This window comes from Mesorhizobium sp. B2-5-3 (genome assembly GCF_006441005.1).
Classification (GTDB): Bacteria; Pseudomonadota; Alphaproteobacteria; order Rhizobiales; family Rhizobiaceae; genus Mesorhizobium.
On record NZ_VFUS01000002.1, the window covers coordinates 1 to 16989 of the forward strand.

The following is a 16989-nucleotide window of genomic DNA, read 5'->3' on the forward strand; positions in this document are numbered from 1 at the left end:
ACCTTCGACTACACCGCGACGCTTTCGGGACTTTCGATGATGCCTGGCGGCATCGCCATGCTGATGCTGATGCCGATTTCCGGCTTCGCCTCCGGCTTCGTGCAGCCGAAATACCTGATCATGATCGGCATGTCGGCGGTTGCCGTGGGATTGTGGCACCTGACTTCACTGTCGCCGAATGCCGGTTTCAGCTATTTCACCTATGCCCGCATTTTCATCACGGTAGGGCTTCCCTTCCTGTTCATCCCCATTTCGACGGCCGCCTATGTCGGCCTGCCGCCGCAAAAGACCAACCAGGCCTCGGCGCTGATCAATGTCGCCCGCAATATCGGCGGCAGCGTCGGCGTATCGCTCTCCAACACCGTCGTGGCGCAGAACGCACAACTGCATCAGACCCATCTGATCGGCAACACGGCGCAGTCCTCGCCTGTCTATCAGCAGATGCTTCGGCGCATGACTGACTATTTCGTCGCTCAGGGCTCGCCCGCGGTCGAGGCGAAAGTCCAGGCGGTCGGCTGGATTGGCCAGACGATAGGCCGGCAGGCGACGCTTCTGGCTTACGTGGACTTGTTTCGCTACTCCGCGATCGCGACCGCCCTGCTCGTGCCGCTCGCACTTTTGCTGCGCTCTCCCAAGTCGAGTTCCTCCGCGAAATAGCTTCTACCGAGGCAGGCGCTCCTTCGAGCAAGGCAGTTTCATGGAACCGGGCGGCGCTTGTCTGGTTACGTCCCATGACACGGAAAAAAGGAGACAGACCGATGGCCAAGGAAAAGATCCGGCCACAAGACGAAGATCGCGAAGCCGTGCATCTGGCCGAAACGACCGACGTCTCGCCCAAGCAGGCGAAAGATCTCATCCGCAAGCACGACAACGACAGGAAAGAGGTGAAAAAGGAAGCCAAGAACTTCAAGGCTGAGGGGTAGGCGTTCGGGCGGATACTGCCGGTCGCTTCGACGCCGCGCGCCTGCCGCAATATGGAACCGGGACGCGAACGGTTCGTTCGAATAAGTGGGCCGGCCTGAAAATTCACCGCCAAGGTTTCTGCACCTTGGCCACAGGACAACGGCAATGAAATCGAAACTGGTTTCGAAAGTCGCGGGACAGAGGACCTTCGTGGTGGTGCTCGAGCCTGGCGAAGAGGCGATTGGCGTGCTCACTGCCTTTGCCAGCGAAGAACAGATCGACGGCGCATCGCTGACCGCGCTCGGCGCGTTCGAGCGAGCAGCGGTCGGTTGGTTCGATTTCGAGGCAAAGGACTATCGCAAGATACCGGTCAACGAGCAGTGCGAGGTTCTCAGCGCGATCGGCGACATTGCCCTGGGCGATGACGGCAAGCCCAGCCTCCACCTGCATGCCGTGCTCGGACTGAGCGACGGAGCGACGCGGGGCGGACATCTGCTGGGCGGCGTCGTGCGACCGACCCTGGAGGTCACACTGGTCGAGTCCCCCGCTCATCTGCGCCGCAGGAAACACGCCGATCTCGGCATCGCCTTGATCGACCTGAGCGCCTGACCTGGACATTGCTTCGAGATCAGGTCCAGTTGGAAAGAACCGTCTCCATCTCGACCGTTTCGACCTGCTGCGCGAACCGCTGATGATAGACGGTCATCAGCGCGTCGTGTGTTGCATCCGAAGAGCTGCACAGGGCATCCGTCACCAGAACGACGCGGTAGCCGATATCGATCGCGCCAAGCACTGTCGCCAGAACGCAGACGTCGGTCTCGCCGCCGGTGATGACGAGAGTGTCGATCCGGCGGGATGAAAGCAGCGTGTGCAGATGCCCTTCGGGCCACGGTGAGTAGATGTGCTTGTCGACAACGATCGCCGGCGGGCAGCATGCCGCCAGCGGCGGCAGGAGTTCGATCATCTCCTCGCCGATCCTGTCGATGGTCATCGATGCCCAGCGTTCATAGTACCGCTTCCAGGTGCCGGCGCCCTGCCCCGGGCTTCGCGCCGGAAGGAAGCGAGTGAAGATCGTTTGTGAAGGATATCTTTCGGCAAGGCTGACGATCCGGGGAAGGACACGGGTGATCCAGGGTGTCGCCCACTCCGACGGCTCGGCGAACAGCCGCTGCATGTCGACACACAGATGGGCGCAATGATCGCCCAGAGGTCCATATGCCAGACCCCGAACCGACATCAGCAGCAACCCGCTTTGTCGTCTTCGGCGTCGAGCCGGCACAAGGCGGCCATGGACAGATACCTGAACGCACATGCCAGCCGGATAGGGGTTCCGTTCAAGTCGACATCCTTGCGCTAGTCCCCAGTTTCTCGAGTGCCGACCAAACGCGAGGCAACGAAACTCGTTCCCCTTGGGCTTTCGGAAACCACATCATCGGTGGAACGTTGACCAGCATCGAGGTTCGAGAGATCGGCCAATGGTCGCGCAGCAAGAAATGAGAGAACGAACCGGGGGGTGCCTGTGCGGCAACGTCCGCTATCGCACCATCTCCAGGCCGCGCGCTCACTATTGCCACTGCGACATGTGCCGACGCTCGACCGGCAGTGCGTTTGCAGTCCTGGCGTGGGTACCATCGGCCAGCTTGCAATGGCTTTCCAACAAGCCTTTCTGCCGCAGGTCATCACCCATCGCACAAAGAAGCTTCTGCCGCGACTGCGGATCGCCCATCGCGTTGGCCTACGATGCATCGCCGGATGAGATCGCCCTGCATGTCGGAACCTTCGACGATCCCGCCGATCTCGAGCCAGGCTACAATTACGGATCCGCGCAACGGCTCGGATGGACATGCTGCGGTGTGGACCTGCCGCACCACGACGCCGAAGAGCGGTGGTAGAGGCCGTGGCCGCTGCTTTTCCGCTGCCTTTGGATACCCGCCCCATGGAGGCCAAGGCGGCCGACGCACTGCCGGGCGACGACGGTCTCTGGCAGTATGAGCCGAAGTGGGACGGATTCCGCTGCCTGGCCTTCAAAGGCACCGCAAGCGTCGATCTCAGGGCCAAGTCCGGCAAGCCGCTCGGCCGGTATTTTCCGGAAATAACGACACTGTTGCGCGATCTCGATACCCAGTCTTTCGTTCTCGACGGCGAGATAGTCATCGAGGTGAATGGCGATCCCTCCTTCGAGGCCTTGCAGATGCGGCTTCACCCTGCCGAAAGCAGGATTCGCATGCTGAGCGCGCAAACCCCGGCCCATCTCGTCCTGTTCGATATTCTCGTCGATCCGGACGGCGGGATCATGCTCGACAAGAGCTTGACGGAACGACGGGCCGCGATCGAGCGCTTCGTCACGAGGTCGGGCGTTTCCTCGTTGCGGTTGTCGCCGCGCACCACCGACGTGACCACCGCCAGGCGCTGGCTGGGCGAGGCCGGCCACGGCTCCACCGATGGAGTTGTCGCCAAACTGCTGACGGACCCTTATCAGCCGGGCGAGCGCACCATGATCAAGGTGAAGCGGCTGCGCACCGCGGACTGTGTCGTCGGCGGGTTCCGCTACCTGACGGGCAGCAGCCAGGTCGGATCCCTGCTGCTCGGACTCTATGACGACCACGGCAAGCTCGACCATGTCGGGTTTACGTCGACGATCGGCAAGGACGACAGGGCAGAAATTACCGCGAAGCTCGAGAACCTGAGAGGCGGACCCGGCTTTACCGGCAAGGCTCCCGGCGGGCCGAGCCGCTGGAGCACCGAACGCAGCGGGGAGTGGGAGCCCGTGCGGCCGGAGCTGGTGGTCGAAGTCCGTTTCGATCATGTCACCGGCAATCGATTCCGCCACGGAACCAAACTGTTGCGATGGCGACCGGACAAGGCGCCCCGGCAATGCAGGTTCGAACAGATTGAATGAAGGGAGGCTGGCAATGAGCATGCTCTACCGCGCGGCCAAGATTGCCGAGGACGCGCATCGATCGCAGACCGATAAGACCGGGCAACCCTATATCGAACACTGCAGGCGCGTGGTCGACACGGTCGAAACCCTTGACCAGAAGATCGTGGCATATCTGCATGACGTCCTCGAAAAAGGGGAGGGCTGGACAAGGACAAGGCTGAAATCGGCGGGGTTTGGCCCCTCGATTGTCGCCGCGGTCGATGCTCTGACGAAGAGGCCTGGCGAGAATGAAATCGCTTTCGTGCGCCGGGCTGCGTCAAATCCCCTGGCGCGGCCGGTCAAGCGTGCCGATCTGGCCGACAACCTGTGGCAAGCGCGGCGGGCCGGGATTCCCATCGCGAAATTTGAAGAGGGCCTGCGCATTCTCGACGAAGACCGCGCAGCGTGAAGGCGACCTGGGCCGCGGTGTCATCGCACGACAACTCAATGGAATCGGTTCCCTTGGATAAATCCTGCCGCTGCCCTGCTATTCCACTATGTGAGGCGTGTGGCGCTCGTCTTCAGCGGGATCGGCGTCTATGCGAGCCTTGCCGGGATCGAAGGCGGCATGGCGAGCAAGCATCCGGACAGGCGCCTCGGGCTCTTCATACGCCCACATGAAATCATCCGCCGATCCGCCAACGGCATGCACGCGCCAATAGCTCGCAGTGCCTTTTGGCGATATCGAGGTGGTATCGGTTTTCTCGAGCAGGTCGAAATAGATGTCCTGGAACGGGATGTAGAACACAGGATCCCTCCCCGTTTCCTGGACCTGCAGCGCATGTTCGGTGGAGGCGATGATGGCGTCGGAGAATCTGACAGTCACCGTTCCATGGAAAGGCTGAATATGGAGATTGTTTCCCGACGGTGATCGGGGCTCGGCTGAAGGGTTCATTTGAGTGTCTCTGAGGTTTCCAATCGGTAAAGTTCAAGGGCCGGTCTCAAAGGCAAAACGAGGTAATGCGGGATTGGTTGCGCGAATGCGGCGGCTACCCCGCGATGCTGCATCCCAGGCCCAAGGCGGAACACCAACCGATCCCGCTGAGAGGAACAACGGGCCGGGTCGGCGGTTATCCGTTAGCCTTTCCGATTCCACGACCCATCAGGATAGCCGAGTTCTGGCGGCGGAAGGCGACGCAACTGGCGACAAAGGGGCCACATGAGGCACCCGTTCATATCGGAGACATGAGATGGAACCGCGCAAGAAGCAACGATCCGAACAACGGGACGAAACTGAAGCCCCGGCAATCCAGCAGGCGGACTGGGATGCAATCAAGGGCGGCAGGGTTCTTCCAGACAAGGTGTCCGACAATGTCGACGCCGTCGTCGACGTCGAGAAGGAAGGCGACCTGCCGGAGGAGGACGATGACAACGCCTACCAGAACAGCGACGAGGCATTGCCCGATGACGAAGAGGAAGGTGCCATATCGCGCGATCTGGCCAGGCGAGCCGGGCCCTTTGACGAGCCCTGACCCCAAGGGCGCCGACACTGATCTTGCTGGCGCCCGGCAACCATCGAGTGGCCGATCGTGTCAGGGCAACGGGCACTCTGTGCCGCCACGAAAATCTCTTCACTTTCCGACGCCGCGATACTGCCTTTCCTTCAGCACGCTGGCCAGATGGGCCGCATTCGAAGCCGTCATTTCGATCATCTCGACCACGGCTTCCGGCGTTCCGGGCAGGTCGACATAGTTGACGTCGCCCATAGCCTGCCCAACCCAATACACGCCGCCATTGGCAGGAATCGTGAAGCCGACGTCGTTTAGCGCCTGAAAGCACGCCGCGTGACAGGCGTGAGCGCCGTCTTCATTGCCGACGATCGCCACGATCGCGACCTTGCCGGCGGCCGGCATCCGGCCTTGTTTGTCGGTCTCCGATAGAAACGCATCCATGCGCTCCAGGATGCGCTTGGCGACACTCGACGGCTGGCCGAGCCAGATGGGCAGGCCCAGCACGAAGATGTCGGCGTCGAGGATCTTCCTGCGGAGCTGCGGCCAACCGTCTCCCTCGCCCATGTCCGACAGCACGCCGGGTTTGACGTCATGGTCGAGGGCGCGAACAATCTCGCCGCGGACCCCATGCGGCACCATTGCCGCCAGCAGATCCGCCAGCAGGCGGTCCGTGGACGATTTCTCGGCGTCGTCGGAGGCCTTCAAGGTGCAATTGAGCGCAAAGGCGGTGAGCGGCATGGAAAGATCTCCCGAGTGCGTTCTGTGCCAAACGCAGCGGGACGTCGTGGGTTGCCTGAACCCGACAAGAAGCTTCACCTTCCACCTAGGGAACCATCGAACGCTCCGCGGTGTTGGAGAACGAGCCCGTTGCGTGAGTCGTCCCCGCTATGACCATGCCGCTTCATCCAACCTTGACCGACCTAGCCCTGCGCCTGGCTCTTGCTTTTGTTGCCGGCGTGATCATCGGAATGAACAGGGAAGCCCGCGGCCACACCGCCGGGCTCAGAACAACCATCCTGGTCGGCCTGGCGGCCGCGATCGCGATGATGCAGGCCAATATCCTGCTCGAGGTGGGCGGCAAGGGCCCCGATTCGTTCAGTGTGATGGACGTGCTCCGTTTTCCGCTGGGCGTGCTGACGGGTGTCGGTTTCATTGGCGGCGGAGCCATTCTCCGCCGCGGCGATTTCGTGACGGGTGTCACCACGGCCGCCACCTTGTGGGTCACGACCGCAATCGGCCTCGCCTTCGGCGGCGGGCAACTGGCACTTGGCACAGCGGGGACGGTTTTGACGTTGATAACGCTTCAGGTGCTGAAGCAGGTCGATCTGTGGGTCCCACGAACCCATCATGCGATCCTGGCGATCTCGTCGGCGAACGGCGTTCCGCCTGACCTCGACGCGCTGGTTCAACCGCTGGGCTATCGCTGGCGCTTTCTCGGAATGCAGCACGACATCGAGCGCGGCCGGTTCGTATTCTCCTTCGAGCTGAGCTGGAAACAGCCCGACGCGGCCAAACCCTCCGTCGAGATACTGGCGCGGATCAGTCCGCGCTACGACATCGAACGGTTTGACGCGATCAGCGATAAAGGTCCCCGACCATAGGCAGGGCAGCGATGCGTCCTCGTCCCTGCCTTGGATTCGACCGGAGCCGGAACAAATCCGGACTTCGCGCTTTGAACACGCAACACTGTTCGAGGCGATGGCTTGCTGTCCCTGTCGCGCGTCATCCCGATCGACCCTCCTCGAACAAGGAAGGAAGATATCATGAACAAGGCAATCATCATCCTGGCGGCACTCACTCTGGCTTTGCCTGCCCATGCTCAGTCCCAAAACGCACCCCTTCCCCCGGACGCACCGGCACCGGAAGCCGTGCCAGGTCAGACCGGCCCCGACCAGGGCATCACCGGACAGACATTCACCAACATAGCCATCGTCGCATTGGCGGACTTGCCACCCGACCTCAAGGCCAAGGTCGAGACCGTGGTTGCCCAGACCAGTCAGGAAGACCTTCACGTCCTGCAGCGTTCGGTCAGCGCATCGCCGGAAGCTTCCTCGGTCCTGGCCGCGAATGGACTTGATGCCTCCGAAGTGGTGGCGGCCAACATTGACGGCGACGGCACGCTGACGCTGATCATCCAGACCACGACCTGACGGCGTGGGACAGAACCCGGTGCTTCGGCGGATGTCCCATTCCCGGTGCCAGGCGGCAACGGTCGAAGGAGGGCGTCATGGCTGACGCGACGGTCCGCAATTTCACGATAAACTTCGGGCCGCAGCACCCTGCGGCGCATGGCGTCCTGCGGCTGGTGCTCGAACTCGACGGCGAAGTCGTCGAACGCGTCGATCCGCATATCGGGCTGCTGCATCGGGGCACGGAGAAGTTGATCGAGTACAAGAACTACCTACAGGCCCTGCCCTATTTCGACAGGCTTGACTATGTGGCGCCGATGAATCAGGAGCACGCCTTCTGCCTGGCGGCGGAGAAGCTGCTCGGGATCTCGGCTCCACAGCGCGGCCAGCTCATTCGCGTGCTGTATTGCGAGATCGGCCGGCTGCTGTCCCATCTGCTCAATGTCACCACGCAGGCGATGGATATCGGCGCCCTCACGCCGCCGCTCTGGGGTTTCGCCGAACGCGAGAAACTGATGGTGTTTTATGAACGGGCATCGGGCGCCCGCATGCATGCCAACTATTTCAGGATCGGCGGCGTACATCAGGATCTTCCCCCGGACCTGTTGGACGATATGTGGGATTTCTGCGATCCGTTCCTCAAGGTCTGCGACAATCTCGAAGAACTGCTCACCGAAAACCGCATATTCAAGCAGCGCAATGTCGACGTCGGCGTCATCGGTCTCGACGATGCCTGGGCTTGGGGATTTTCGGGCGTAATGGTGCGTGGGTCGGGCGCGGCATGGGATTTGCGCAAGGCGCAGCCTTACGAATGCTACCCGCAGATGGATTTCGATATTCCCATCGGCAAGAACGGCGACTGCTATGACCGCTACCTCGTACGAATGGAGGAGATGCGCCAGTCGGTCCGGATCATGAGGCAATGTCTTGACAAGCTACGGTCGCCGCAAGGCCAAGGACCGGTCGCAATTCCCAACCGGAAGATCACGCCGCCACGCCGCGCGGAGATGAAACGCTCCATGGAAGCGACCATTCACCATTTCAAGCTTTACACGGAAGGCCATCACGTGCCCGAGGGCGAGGTCTATGCCGCCGTCGAGGCGCCGAAAGGCGAGTTCGGCGTCTATCTGGTTTCGGATGGGGGCAATGTTCCTTACCGGTGCAAGATTCGCGCGCCGTCCTTCGCACATCTGCAGGCGATGGACTATCTGTCCCGGGGGCACATGATCGCCGACGTCTCGGCGATCATCGGCTCCCTCGACATAGTCTTTGGAGAGATCGATCGCTGAACCGCCGTCGCCGCCCGCGGGACGCGGGCAGCGCTCTCGCCATGTCATCGATGGTCAGTGTGCCGTCTGCGAATGCGCACCGCCTGGCTGTGAGATGCCGTTCAGCGCTTCGCCTGCTCGTGCTGCCTCGCCGTTTTTCGTGAGATCGCCAAGCGAGATGATGCCAACCAGCCGTTTTTCACGGCTGATCACCGGCAGCCGTCTAACCTGAAGGTCCCCCATCTGCTGGAGCACGTCTTCGATCTCCTCGTCGTCGTAACAGTACCTGATCTCGGCGCTCATCACTTCGCGTATCCGCGTATCCGGGCCCCTACCCTGGGCGACGCCACGGACGGCGATGTCGCGATCAGTGATCATTCCGACCAGCCGGTCGTCCTCGCCTACGGGCAGAGCGCCGGCATCGAGGCTGGCCATGGCGGCGGCGGCCTCCCGCAGGGTCTGGTCCGGACTGGCGACCTGAACGCCTTGCGTCATGCAGTTGCCAACTTTCATGATGTTCTCCTTTGGTTGAAGCGCCCCTTGCCGTTGCTGTGATGGAAACACGATGGAGGGACAATGGCGCCGGCCCAAGAGGTTCCATTGCCACGGGATCGGGATTCATGCGTCGCACGTTCAGACGACGCGGCTGCCGGCATGCATCGGCGACTCTTCGTTCTCGTCGGGATTGGGCAGAGGCGCCTCGTCCGGGAGTTGTTCCGGATCAGGCTCCTCGATCGGTTCGGGCTTCCAGGTCGGCGCCGGCATCGGCACGTCGCGATTGGGATCTGGTTTTCCTGGGTTTGGCATCGGGATCACCTCCCTTCATTCGGGACGCAACTCCTGGCCGGCGTCATTTGTTCCATGGCCAATTCGCGGTCGCCTCCGGCCTTGCCGCCACGGATCGAGACGGCGCGCTGCCGATCGGATCCGCCGGTCGACTTCAGCCCCGTCTTTCGGAACCGGACGGTTTTCCAATCCGTTGTCTCGACATCGATCGAGGAGAAAGACGATGGCTGGTGACGAGAGAATTTCCGGCAGCAACTTGCCCCAAGTCGCGGTCGACAGTGAACAGGTCCGGCAACTGGTGGCGACAGCCGATCTGCCGTCCAATCAGGCACGCGAGCTCGTGCGCCGTCACGGCAACGATCCGCACAAGCTCGAAGAACTGGCAAAATCGATCAAAGCGGTAAGCTGACCGTCGGGACGGCGCCCCGACTCCGTCAGATTTCAAGCAAGGCATAGGGTCGGCCGGTCGGTTTGGAAACGTGCATGGCGACGTTGTAGACCCTCGCCCCGCCGGGCGTGCGGCCCTCATAGCTTCCCCGATGCGCATGGCCGTGCACGACAGCACTGACCTGGAACCGGTCGATCGTTTCCGCCAGCCGCGACGAGCCCAGAAACGGAAATATCTCCAGGGGTTCGCCGGCGATGGTCTCGACGATCGGAGCGTAGTGCAAAATGACAAGCGTGCGTTTTGCGCGAACCTGGCGCATCGCGTTCTCAAGCCGCATGGCCTCGCTGACGCTCTCGGCGACCATCGACTTGATGGCCGGCTCGCCGAAGGAGCCGAGCATGCGTGAACCGAACCCCCCGACGAACCCTTTCACGCCGACAAAACCGACCTCCTCTATTTCGGTCGTCTGCCCGTCGAGGAGATGGACGCCCGCTTGACGCAGGATTTCCGCGACGTCCTCGACCGCACCGGATTCATAATCATGGTTGCCGAGCACGCCGACCACCGGGATAGAGCAGGCGCGCAGGTCTTCGGCGAGGATCTCGGCTTCGCGGGGCTTGCCCAGATTGGTCAGATCGCCTGGAAGAACGAGGATATCGGCCTCGCGCGACATTTCGCCGAAGAGATCGCGATACGATGTCTGGGCGTCCTCCTTCACATGCAGGTCGCCAACGGCCGCCACCTTGATCGTGGCGGTGCCCTCCATCGCCGGAGCGTCTTCGGTCCGTTCAGCCATCACGAAATTCTCCTGTACCGCCGACGCCGGCGAAGCCCCATTCCTTGACGTCGATTTCGTAATCGGTCTGCGAAAGCAGGCGCCCGCGGCAGATCTTCATTCTGGGGGAAGGCAATTGGCGCTGCTTGGCAAGGCGGTCGAGCAGTTCGTCAAGCAGCCATGTGGGGATGCGGTCGCGCTCGCTCGGATAGATCCATCTGAAACTGAGAATCTGCATCAGCAGCACTTCCCAGTGGACTTCCAGGTAGGACAGCAGCCTGTGCCAGTCGATCTGGTCCTGCGCCTTGAGGATCGTATGGGCGATGTCCGCCCCGTCATGACGCCCTCGGTCCTGGATGAAGCATTTGGACCATATGAGCTCGGTCGGGCCGACGATCCTCACCCGGCTTCCCAGCAGTTCGGTTTGGCGGGCATGCTCCATCCACTGGTCACTTACCGGCATCGTTCCATTCGCCGAGGCGAATATGATGTCGAAGAAATGCGTGCCCTTGAAGACCTTCCCAAGCCACCGGTCATCCTCGATTTCGACCGCATAGCCGAGCTGCTTGAAATGGGCCAGGATGCGCGAGAAGTCGCCTGCCTTGCAGAAGATATCGAGATCCTTGGTCTGACGGATGACGCCGGTGTAGGCGCTTACCGCATAGGTTCCGGCGACAAGGAAAGGAATGTCGGTGGCGGCGAGTTCGCGAATGGCTTCGGTATAGAACACCTCCGCCTCGGCGTTCTTGAGCGTCGGGGCGGCCTTTGCGTCGATCGCGGGAAGGGATGCCGGAACAGTTCCCGGCAACGGATCGTTGATCATGGCACGCATGGCTCCCACACATCGGCAACCGATTGATCGCCCGCGTTGTTAACAGCGGGAACCCTGCCTGGTTCCGCCACGGTCGCGTTGCGGCCTGAAGGAAATCGGGCGCGACGGGCAAAATTACCCGCGGAGTCCTGGGTTTCAATATGGTTGCATGGGCCGTTTCCCTGCATGGAACCATCGCCATTCGGCATCGTTAGCCCGGACAGCCGAAGCTGCCTTCGGGCGATCGGGGTGTCTGGTTTCAAGCGCAGACGATATCCAGGATGTATGTTCTTGCCCTAGCGACAGACTATGACGGCACGCTCGCCGAAGACGGGGTCGTCTCCGATGCGACCTATGCTGCGCTCGAACGGCTGAAGCAGACGGGCCGCAAGCTGATCATGGTGACCGGCCGCGAGCTTGCCGATCTTGAGCGGGTCTTTCCGGCACTCGACATCTTCGACAGGGTGGTCGCCGAAAACGGCGCGTTGATCTATACGCCCGCTTCGAAGAAGGAGCGGCTTTTGGCGCCGGCGCCCCCGGCTGAATTCGTCGACCGGCTGAAGCGTCGCGGGGTCGCGCCCCTGTCGGTCGGACGCTGCGTCGTGGCCACCTGGGAACCACAGGAAGCCGCCGTGCTGTCGGAGATCAAGGAGCTTGGACTTGAGCTCGAGATCATCTTCAACAAGGGCGCGGTGATGGTGCTGCCAAGCGGGGTCAACAAGGCCACCGGCCTTGCCTGCGCACTCGAGGAATTGGGGTTTTCCGCCCACAACGTCGTCGGTGTCGGCGATGCCGAGAACGACCATGCATTCCTGCGCGCCGCCGGCTTCGGCGTCGCCGTAGCCAACGCATTGCCGACCGTTAAGGAGACGGCGGATTTCGTCACAGCCAGCCCTCGAGGTGCCGGCGTGGTGGAACTGATCGAACAGCTCATATCGCGCGATGCCGGCTTCGTGGAGACGGCTCGCCAACATGTGGAAGTGGGAACCGACATAGCGGGCGCGCAGGTGCACCTTTCACCGCATGGCGGCGGCGTGCTGCTGGCCGGCACATCCGGTATCGGCAAATCCACGCTTGCCACCGCGTTGACCGAGCGCTTTGTCGAGAAGGGTTTTCAGTTTTGCGTTCTCGACCCCGAAGGCGACTATCAGGAACTCGAGAATGTGGTGGTGGTTGGCGACGCCAAGACCCCGCCGATCTCGCGTGAGGTCTTCGATCTTCTGTCCAAGCCAACCAACAATGTCGCTGTCAACATGCTGGGGCTGAAGACCGCTGAACGGCCCGGCAATTTTGCCAAGCTGCTGCCGGACATGGCCAGCATTCGCGCGCGCACCGGCCGACCGCATTGGCTGATCATCGATGAGGCGCATCATCTCTTGCCCCAGGCCCGTGACGGCGCGTCTTTCGCGCTGCCCAAGAGCCTCCCCGCGACCATCCTGATCACCGTGCACCCCGATCTGGTTTCGCGCGACGTCCTGGCTGGCGTCGAAACCGTCCTGGCGCTTGGACCGGAAGCCGACAAGATCGTCGCAAGCTTCTGTGCCGCCACCGGCATCGACGTCCCCGACGGCGCCGTGCCGCCGCCAAAGGACGAAGTCCTGTTTTGGAAACGATCATCGGGCGAGCCGATCAGGACGGTCAAGGTCGAACGGCCCCGCCAGGTTCGCAAGCGGCACATGCGCAAATATGCCGAGGGCGACCTTGGCGACAACAGCTTCTATTTCCGGGGGCCGGACGGAGCGCTTAACCTGAAAGCGCAGAACCTGATGATGTTCCTTCACATCGCAGAAGGCATCGACGATCGCACCTGGGAACATCACCTGCGCGCCGGCGACTATTCGAAATGGTTCCGCAGCAAGATCAAGGACAAGAACCTCGCCGACGAGGTGGCGGACATAGAAACGGATACCGGCACGGACATGCAGGAGAGCCGCGCGGCCATCGCCGAGGCCATTGGCCGCCGTTACACTGCTCCCGCGGACTGACCTTGAGCCGGGGTAGACACAAGCCCATCCCGATTCCTCGGGATGGACCTTTCTCATGTCATGATACGGAGCGAGCGTCAGCGCGCCTGGCTGAAATGCCTAGCGGTTTTTGTGGCTCTGTTGGCCCGCTCTTACATGTTGTTCGTGCGAGCCACCCCGCATGTTGGAGCCGTCGCCCTGTTGCCGCTCATTGTTGCCTGCGGCCTGTTGCTGCTGGCGGTTCTTGTTTTCCGTGTTCTTGTGGCTCTGCTGGCCCGCCTTCACATGTTGCTCGTGGCTACCACCTTGATTGGGCATGGTAATTCTCCTTTCAATCCAACTTCGAGACGACGGTCGTCTCCCCCGGAGAATGCAGATTTCGGCGCCGACGTTCCCTCACGTAATATTTCGTGACATCCTGCCAAAGGGACGAAGGCGGACCGAGCTTGATGCCGACCGGCGGGAGAGCGACATGCCTGAAGCAGCGATCATCACCCCGAGGGTGTGACGCGCCACACTGTGTTTCCGACATCGTCCGCGATCAGCAGCGCTCCGGTTTTGTCGATGGCAACGCCGACCGGCCGACCACGCGCCTCCTCCTGGTCGTTGAGGAAACCTGTGACGACGTCTTGAGCCATGCCGCTCGGACGGCCACCGCTGAATGGCACGAAGACGACTTTGTAGCCATTCAGCCCGGGACGGTCCCAGCTGCCGTGCTCGCCGACAAAGGCGCCGCCTCGATAAGTCTGCGGCAGGCTGGTTCCGGTGTAGAAGGCCATGCCCAACGGTGCCACATGCGAGCTCAGCGCATAGTCGGGAACGATCGCCTTGGCGACCAGATCGGGGCGCTGCGGCATTACCCGGGGATCGACATGCTGGCCGTAATAGCTGTACGGCCAGCCGTAGAAGCCGCCATCCTTCACCGATGTCATGTAGTCTGGAACCAGATTTGGCCCAAGTTCATCGCGCTCGTTGACGACAGTCCAGAGTGCTCCGGTCTGCGGCTCGAAGCTCAAGCCGTTCGGATTGCGCAATCCGCTGGCAAAAATGCGCGATCGTCCGGTGGCCCTGTCCACCTGCCAGATCGCGGCACGATCCTTTTCCGCGCCGATGCCGTTTTCGGTGATGTTGCTGTTCGAACCGACGCCGACATAGAGCAACGAACCGTCCGGGCTGGCGACGAGGCTTTTGGTCCAATGATGATCGATCGGACCGCCCGGCAATTCCGTCAACCTGACACCCGGCGCGGTGATCTTGGTGTCGCCTGGCTTGTAGGGGTAGCGCATGATCGCGTCGGTGTTGGCAACATAGAGGTCGTTTCCCACCAGGGCGACGCCGAAGGGCGAATTCAGGTGATCGAGGAACACATCCCGGACGTCAGGCACGCCGTCGCCATTGCTGTCACGCAGCAAGGTGATGCGGTTGCTCGGTCCCGTATCGCCGCCCGAGGTGACAAGCGATTCGATCAGGCCCATCACGATATCCTTCGGCCGTTTGGCTGGCGGTTCCGGCGGGGCCTTCGATTCGACGACCAGCACATCGCCGTTCGGCAGGATGTAGAGCGAGCGCGGATGCTGAAGCCCGGTCGCCAGCGCATGGATCTGCAGGCCCTGCGCTACCGTCGGCGTTTCATCCTTCTTCCAGCCGACCACGGATGCAAGATGCATCGGCGGGAACAGATATTGCTTTATCTCCGGCAAATTCGGGTTGGGGCCTATCTGAGTGCTTGGGTCGGCGGCATCGTTGCTGCAGCCCGCGGCGCCGAGCGTCGCAAAGCAAAGGAACGCAAGCCCTGTACCATAAGCGCGTCGCTTGCCGGATCGATCAAACGGTTTCATCGGCCACTCCCACGTGGTGGCGGTAGACAAGGGCCCAGCCCAGCCAGCCGGTGAATATCAGGATGAGTACCACCAGCGCCGACAGGATAAGGCCTGTCGGCATCACCGAGGTCCAGGCATCACGGGTATGTATGAGCATGTTGAAGAAGGACAGTATGACCGCCACCGCATTGCCCAACATGTGCAGCCACGCGGTTTTATGTGCGCGCACCCGGCGATCGCCCAGGAAGTCGGTGAGGCCGGCAATGGCGGCCAGCACGCCCACGATCACGCCGACCGTCAGCAGCCAGGCGGAGAAATTCGCCCACATCATCTCCGCCGTCCGCCAGTAGTTCAGGTCCGTCAGCAATGCGCCGACGAAGCAGGCGATGGGAATGGGCACGAGCATCGGATGGATGGGATGGCCGGCGATGCTGGCCGTGGAAGCCGGATTCTCCCTTGCCATGAGGAAGTCCTTCCATATCAACTCTCGGTTGGCCCATAAACAATCCCCAAGGCCGGAGGTTCCTGCCTGATGGTCCCGGCGGGTCGCCGCGGACCGAGTTCAGCGGTCAGATCGGCACGGTCGCCAGCACCTGGCGGGCGATGATCAATTCTTCGTTAGTGGCGATTGCGTAAACATCGACCGCGCTGCCCTCGCCGGTGATCCGCTCTTTTCCCGACCGGTTTGCATTCGCGTCGAGCAACACGTCCAGCCATCGCAGGCGCTCGCAAACCGCTTCACGGATCTGCCAGGAATGCTCTCCGATCCCTCCCGTGAACACCAGCGCCTCGATACCCTGGAGCGTGGCTCCCATCGCCGCGATCTCGCGGGCGATCCGAAACGTGAAGAGATCGATCGCCTCCGCCGCACGAGGATCCTTGCTGCCAAGCAAGGTCCGCACATCTGCCGACACTCCCGAAACGCCGAGCAGGCCGGACTTGTGATAGAGCAAGGTCTCCAACTCTTTCACGGACATGCCGCGCGCCTGCTGAAGGTAGAGAAGCACGCCGGGGTCGATGGCGCCCGGCCGCGTGGCCATCATCAACCCGTCAAGCGCGGTGAACCCCATGGTGGTGTCGAGACTTCTGCCTTCGCGCATGGCGCACAGGCTGCATCCGCTGCCGAGATGCGCGACCACGCAACGCTTGCCCCGGAGTCCGGGCGAAAGCGCCTGCAGCTGGCCTGCGACGAATTCGTAGGAAAGGCCGTGGAAGCCGTAACGGCGGATCCCGCTTTCCTCGAACTCGCGCGGCAGCGCATAGCGGTTGACCGGCGGCTCCAGCGTGCGGTGAAAGGCGGTGTCGAAGCAACCGATCTGGGGTAGGCCGGGCAGCAGTTTGGAGATCGCACGAACCGGCGCCAGGCCGGCCGGCTGGTGGAGCGGTGCCATCGGCGTCAGCGCGTCGAGCGCCTCGACGATCTCGCCGGTCAGCAGGACCGGAGTCGAAAACCGCTTGCCACCATGGACGATGCGATGGCCGACCGCGCTCAGCGGAGCCTGCGCAAGATACGGATCGAGGACATCGAACAAGTCCCGCAGGAGAACCTCTACGGGCGGGCTTGCGGGCTTGACGGCGCGTTTGAAGATGGATTTGCCCGACGCGTCCTTGGCGACGAGGCTTGGCTCGTCATCCAAGTCTTCGAACGCACCGCTCACCGTGAGCACCGGCCCCTCCTGTGATCCGGCTTCGAACAGGCCGAACTTCAGGCTGGACGAGCCTGCATTGAGGGCGAGTATTGCGCTGGTCACGAGCGGCACTCCCCGGCGGGCAC

At 62.1% G+C, this 16989-nt stretch carries 22 protein-coding genes and 1 pseudogene; 12 read left to right on the top strand and 11 right to left on the bottom strand.

All coding sequences use genetic code 11. The features are described from left to right. The 3 genes and pseudogenes from FJ867_RS04595 to FJ867_RS04600 all read left to right on the top strand — a co-directional run. Positions 1-657: pseudogene (locus FJ867_RS04595) on the top strand (EmrB/QacA family drug resistance transporter); the annotation flags it as partial. Between the two features lie 101 nt (positions 658-758). Then, complete coding sequence (locus FJ867_RS28655; RefSeq protein ID WP_181165226.1) at positions 759-923, top strand: hypothetical protein; 165 nt, start codon at positions 759-761, stop codon at positions 921-923. A gap of 145 nt (positions 924-1068) precedes the next feature. Beyond that, the gene (locus FJ867_RS04600) at positions 1069-1512 is read left to right on the top strand and encodes a PPC domain-containing DNA-binding protein (RefSeq protein WP_140513575.1); all 444 of its coding nucleotides are present in this window, start codon (positions 1069-1071) and stop codon (positions 1510-1512) included. A 19-nt stretch (positions 1513-1531) separates the two neighbouring features. Here the strand turns inward: FJ867_RS04600 and FJ867_RS04605 are convergent, their stop codons facing one another. Then, entirely contained in the window at positions 1532-2140 is a 609-nt protein-coding gene (locus FJ867_RS04605; protein ID WP_140632656.1) for an isochorismatase family cysteine hydrolase, read from the bottom strand. Positions 2141-2378: 238 nt separating this feature from the next. On the opposite strand from FJ867_RS04605, the gene FJ867_RS04610 reads away from it, so the two are divergent. Genes FJ867_RS04610 through FJ867_RS04620 form a run of 3 tightly spaced genes read left to right on the top strand, consistent with a single transcriptional unit; the run spans position 2379 to position 4232 of the window. Further along, a complete protein-coding gene (locus FJ867_RS04610; RefSeq protein WP_140816676.1) occupies positions 2379-2795 on the top strand; it encodes a GFA family protein in 417 nt (138 codons plus the stop codon). Beyond that, entirely contained in the window at positions 2747-3802 is a 1056-nt protein-coding gene (locus tag FJ867_RS04615; RefSeq protein ID WP_140816945.1) for an ATP-dependent DNA ligase, read from the top strand. Before FJ867_RS04610 ends, FJ867_RS04615 begins: the two co-directional genes overlap by 49 nt. A gap of 13 nt (positions 3803-3815) precedes the next feature. Further along, complete coding sequence (locus FJ867_RS04620; protein ID WP_140816678.1) at positions 3816-4232, top strand: HD domain-containing protein; 417 nt, start codon at positions 3816-3818, stop codon at positions 4230-4232. A 78-nt stretch (positions 4233-4310) separates the two neighbouring features. On the opposite strand, the gene FJ867_RS04625 is transcribed toward FJ867_RS04620, so the two are convergent. After that, a complete protein-coding gene (locus FJ867_RS04625) occupies positions 4311-4649 on the bottom strand; it encodes a DUF427 domain-containing protein (RefSeq protein WP_348641343.1) in 339 nt (112 codons plus the stop codon). A gap of 364 nt (positions 4650-5013) precedes the next feature. On the opposite strand from FJ867_RS04625, the gene FJ867_RS04630 reads away from it, so the two are divergent. Next, a complete protein-coding gene (locus tag FJ867_RS04630; RefSeq protein WP_140496145.1) occupies positions 5014-5295 on the top strand; it encodes a hypothetical protein in 282 nt (93 codons plus the stop codon). Between the two features lie 99 nt (positions 5296-5394). Here the strand turns inward: FJ867_RS04630 and FJ867_RS04635 are convergent, their stop codons facing one another. Then, positions 5395-6012, bottom strand: coding sequence for an NAD(P)H-dependent oxidoreductase (locus FJ867_RS04635; protein WP_140522254.1), 618 nt, complete (start codon positions 6010-6012; stop codon positions 5395-5397). Between the two features lie 149 nt (positions 6013-6161). Here FJ867_RS04635 and FJ867_RS04640 point away from each other — a divergent pair, with 149 nt between their 5' ends. The 3 genes from FJ867_RS04640 (at position 6162) to FJ867_RS04650 (ending at position 8692) form a co-directional block, all read left to right on the top strand. Beyond that, complete coding sequence (locus tag FJ867_RS04640; RefSeq protein ID WP_348641344.1) at positions 6162-6875, top strand: MgtC/SapB family protein; 714 nt, start codon at positions 6162-6164, stop codon at positions 6873-6875. Between the two features lie 162 nt (positions 6876-7037). Continuing rightward, a complete protein-coding gene (locus tag FJ867_RS04645) occupies positions 7038-7424 on the top strand; it encodes a hypothetical protein (RefSeq protein ID WP_140513581.1) in 387 nt (128 codons plus the stop codon). Positions 7425-7501: 77 nt separating this feature from the next. Then, positions 7502-8692: an NADH-quinone oxidoreductase subunit D gene (locus FJ867_RS04650; protein WP_140560363.1), complete on the top strand. Its 1191-nt coding sequence runs from the start codon at positions 7502-7504 to the stop codon at positions 8690-8692. Positions 8693-8746: 54 nt separating this feature from the next. Here the strand turns inward: FJ867_RS04650 and FJ867_RS04655 are convergent, their stop codons facing one another. Together FJ867_RS04655 and FJ867_RS04660 are read right to left on the bottom strand one after the other, a co-directional pair. Then, the gene (locus tag FJ867_RS04655) at positions 8747-9184 is read right to left on the bottom strand and encodes a CBS domain-containing protein (protein WP_140632650.1); all 438 of its coding nucleotides are present in this window, start codon (positions 9182-9184) and stop codon (positions 8747-8749) included. 120 nt (positions 9185-9304) lie between these two features. Further along, positions 9305-9478: a hypothetical protein gene (locus FJ867_RS04660; protein WP_140522262.1), complete on the bottom strand. Its 174-nt coding sequence runs from the start codon at positions 9476-9478 to the stop codon at positions 9305-9307. Between the two features lie 202 nt (positions 9479-9680). Between FJ867_RS04660 and FJ867_RS04665 the strand changes: the two genes are divergently transcribed. Continuing rightward, a complete protein-coding gene (locus FJ867_RS04665) occupies positions 9681-9866 on the top strand; it encodes a hypothetical protein (protein ID WP_140496151.1) in 186 nt (61 codons plus the stop codon). Positions 9867-9891: 25 nt separating this feature from the next. Here the strand turns inward: FJ867_RS04665 and FJ867_RS04670 are convergent, their stop codons facing one another. Beyond that, on the bottom strand, positions 9892-10641 hold the full coding sequence (locus FJ867_RS04670; RefSeq protein WP_140496152.1) for a metallophosphoesterase: 750 nt from the start codon (positions 10639-10641) through the stop codon (positions 9892-9894). After that, entirely contained in the window at positions 10634-11443 is an 810-nt protein-coding gene (locus FJ867_RS04675) for a nucleotidyltransferase family protein (RefSeq protein WP_140496153.1), read from the bottom strand. Before FJ867_RS04675 ends, FJ867_RS04670 begins: the two co-directional genes overlap by 8 nt. Positions 11444-11712: 269 nt before the next feature. Between FJ867_RS04675 and FJ867_RS04680 the strand changes: the two genes are divergently transcribed. Beyond that, positions 11713-13416, top strand: a complete 1704-nt coding sequence (locus tag FJ867_RS04680) for an HAD family hydrolase (protein WP_140816682.1) — start codon at positions 11713-11715, stop codon at positions 13414-13416. Between the two features lie 99 nt (positions 13417-13515). Here FJ867_RS04680 and FJ867_RS04685 read toward each other — a convergent pair whose 3' ends face one another. The 4 genes from FJ867_RS04685 to FJ867_RS04700 all read right to left on the bottom strand — a co-directional run bounded on the left by FJ867_RS04685 (position 13516) and on the right by FJ867_RS04700 (position 16975). Further along, positions 13516-13713, bottom strand: a complete 198-nt coding sequence (locus FJ867_RS04685; RefSeq protein ID WP_140496155.1) for a hypothetical protein — start codon at positions 13711-13713, stop codon at positions 13516-13518. Positions 13714-13886: 173 nt separating this feature from the next. Next, positions 13887-15233 (bottom strand): sorbosone dehydrogenase family protein, encoded by a 1347-nt coding sequence (locus FJ867_RS04690; RefSeq protein ID WP_140556675.1) that lies wholly within the window; start codon positions 15231-15233, stop codon positions 13887-13889. Beyond that, positions 15220-15678 (bottom strand): DUF2231 domain-containing protein, encoded by a 459-nt coding sequence (locus FJ867_RS04695; RefSeq protein WP_140556674.1) that lies wholly within the window; start codon positions 15676-15678, stop codon positions 15220-15222. The genes FJ867_RS04690 and FJ867_RS04695 overlap by 14 nt, the downstream gene beginning before the upstream one ends. 106 nt (positions 15679-15784) lie before the next feature. Next, a complete protein-coding gene (locus tag FJ867_RS04700) occupies positions 15785-16975 on the bottom strand; it encodes an acetate/propionate family kinase (protein WP_348641345.1) in 1191 nt (396 codons plus the stop codon). Positions 16976-16989: the final 14 nt, after the last annotated feature.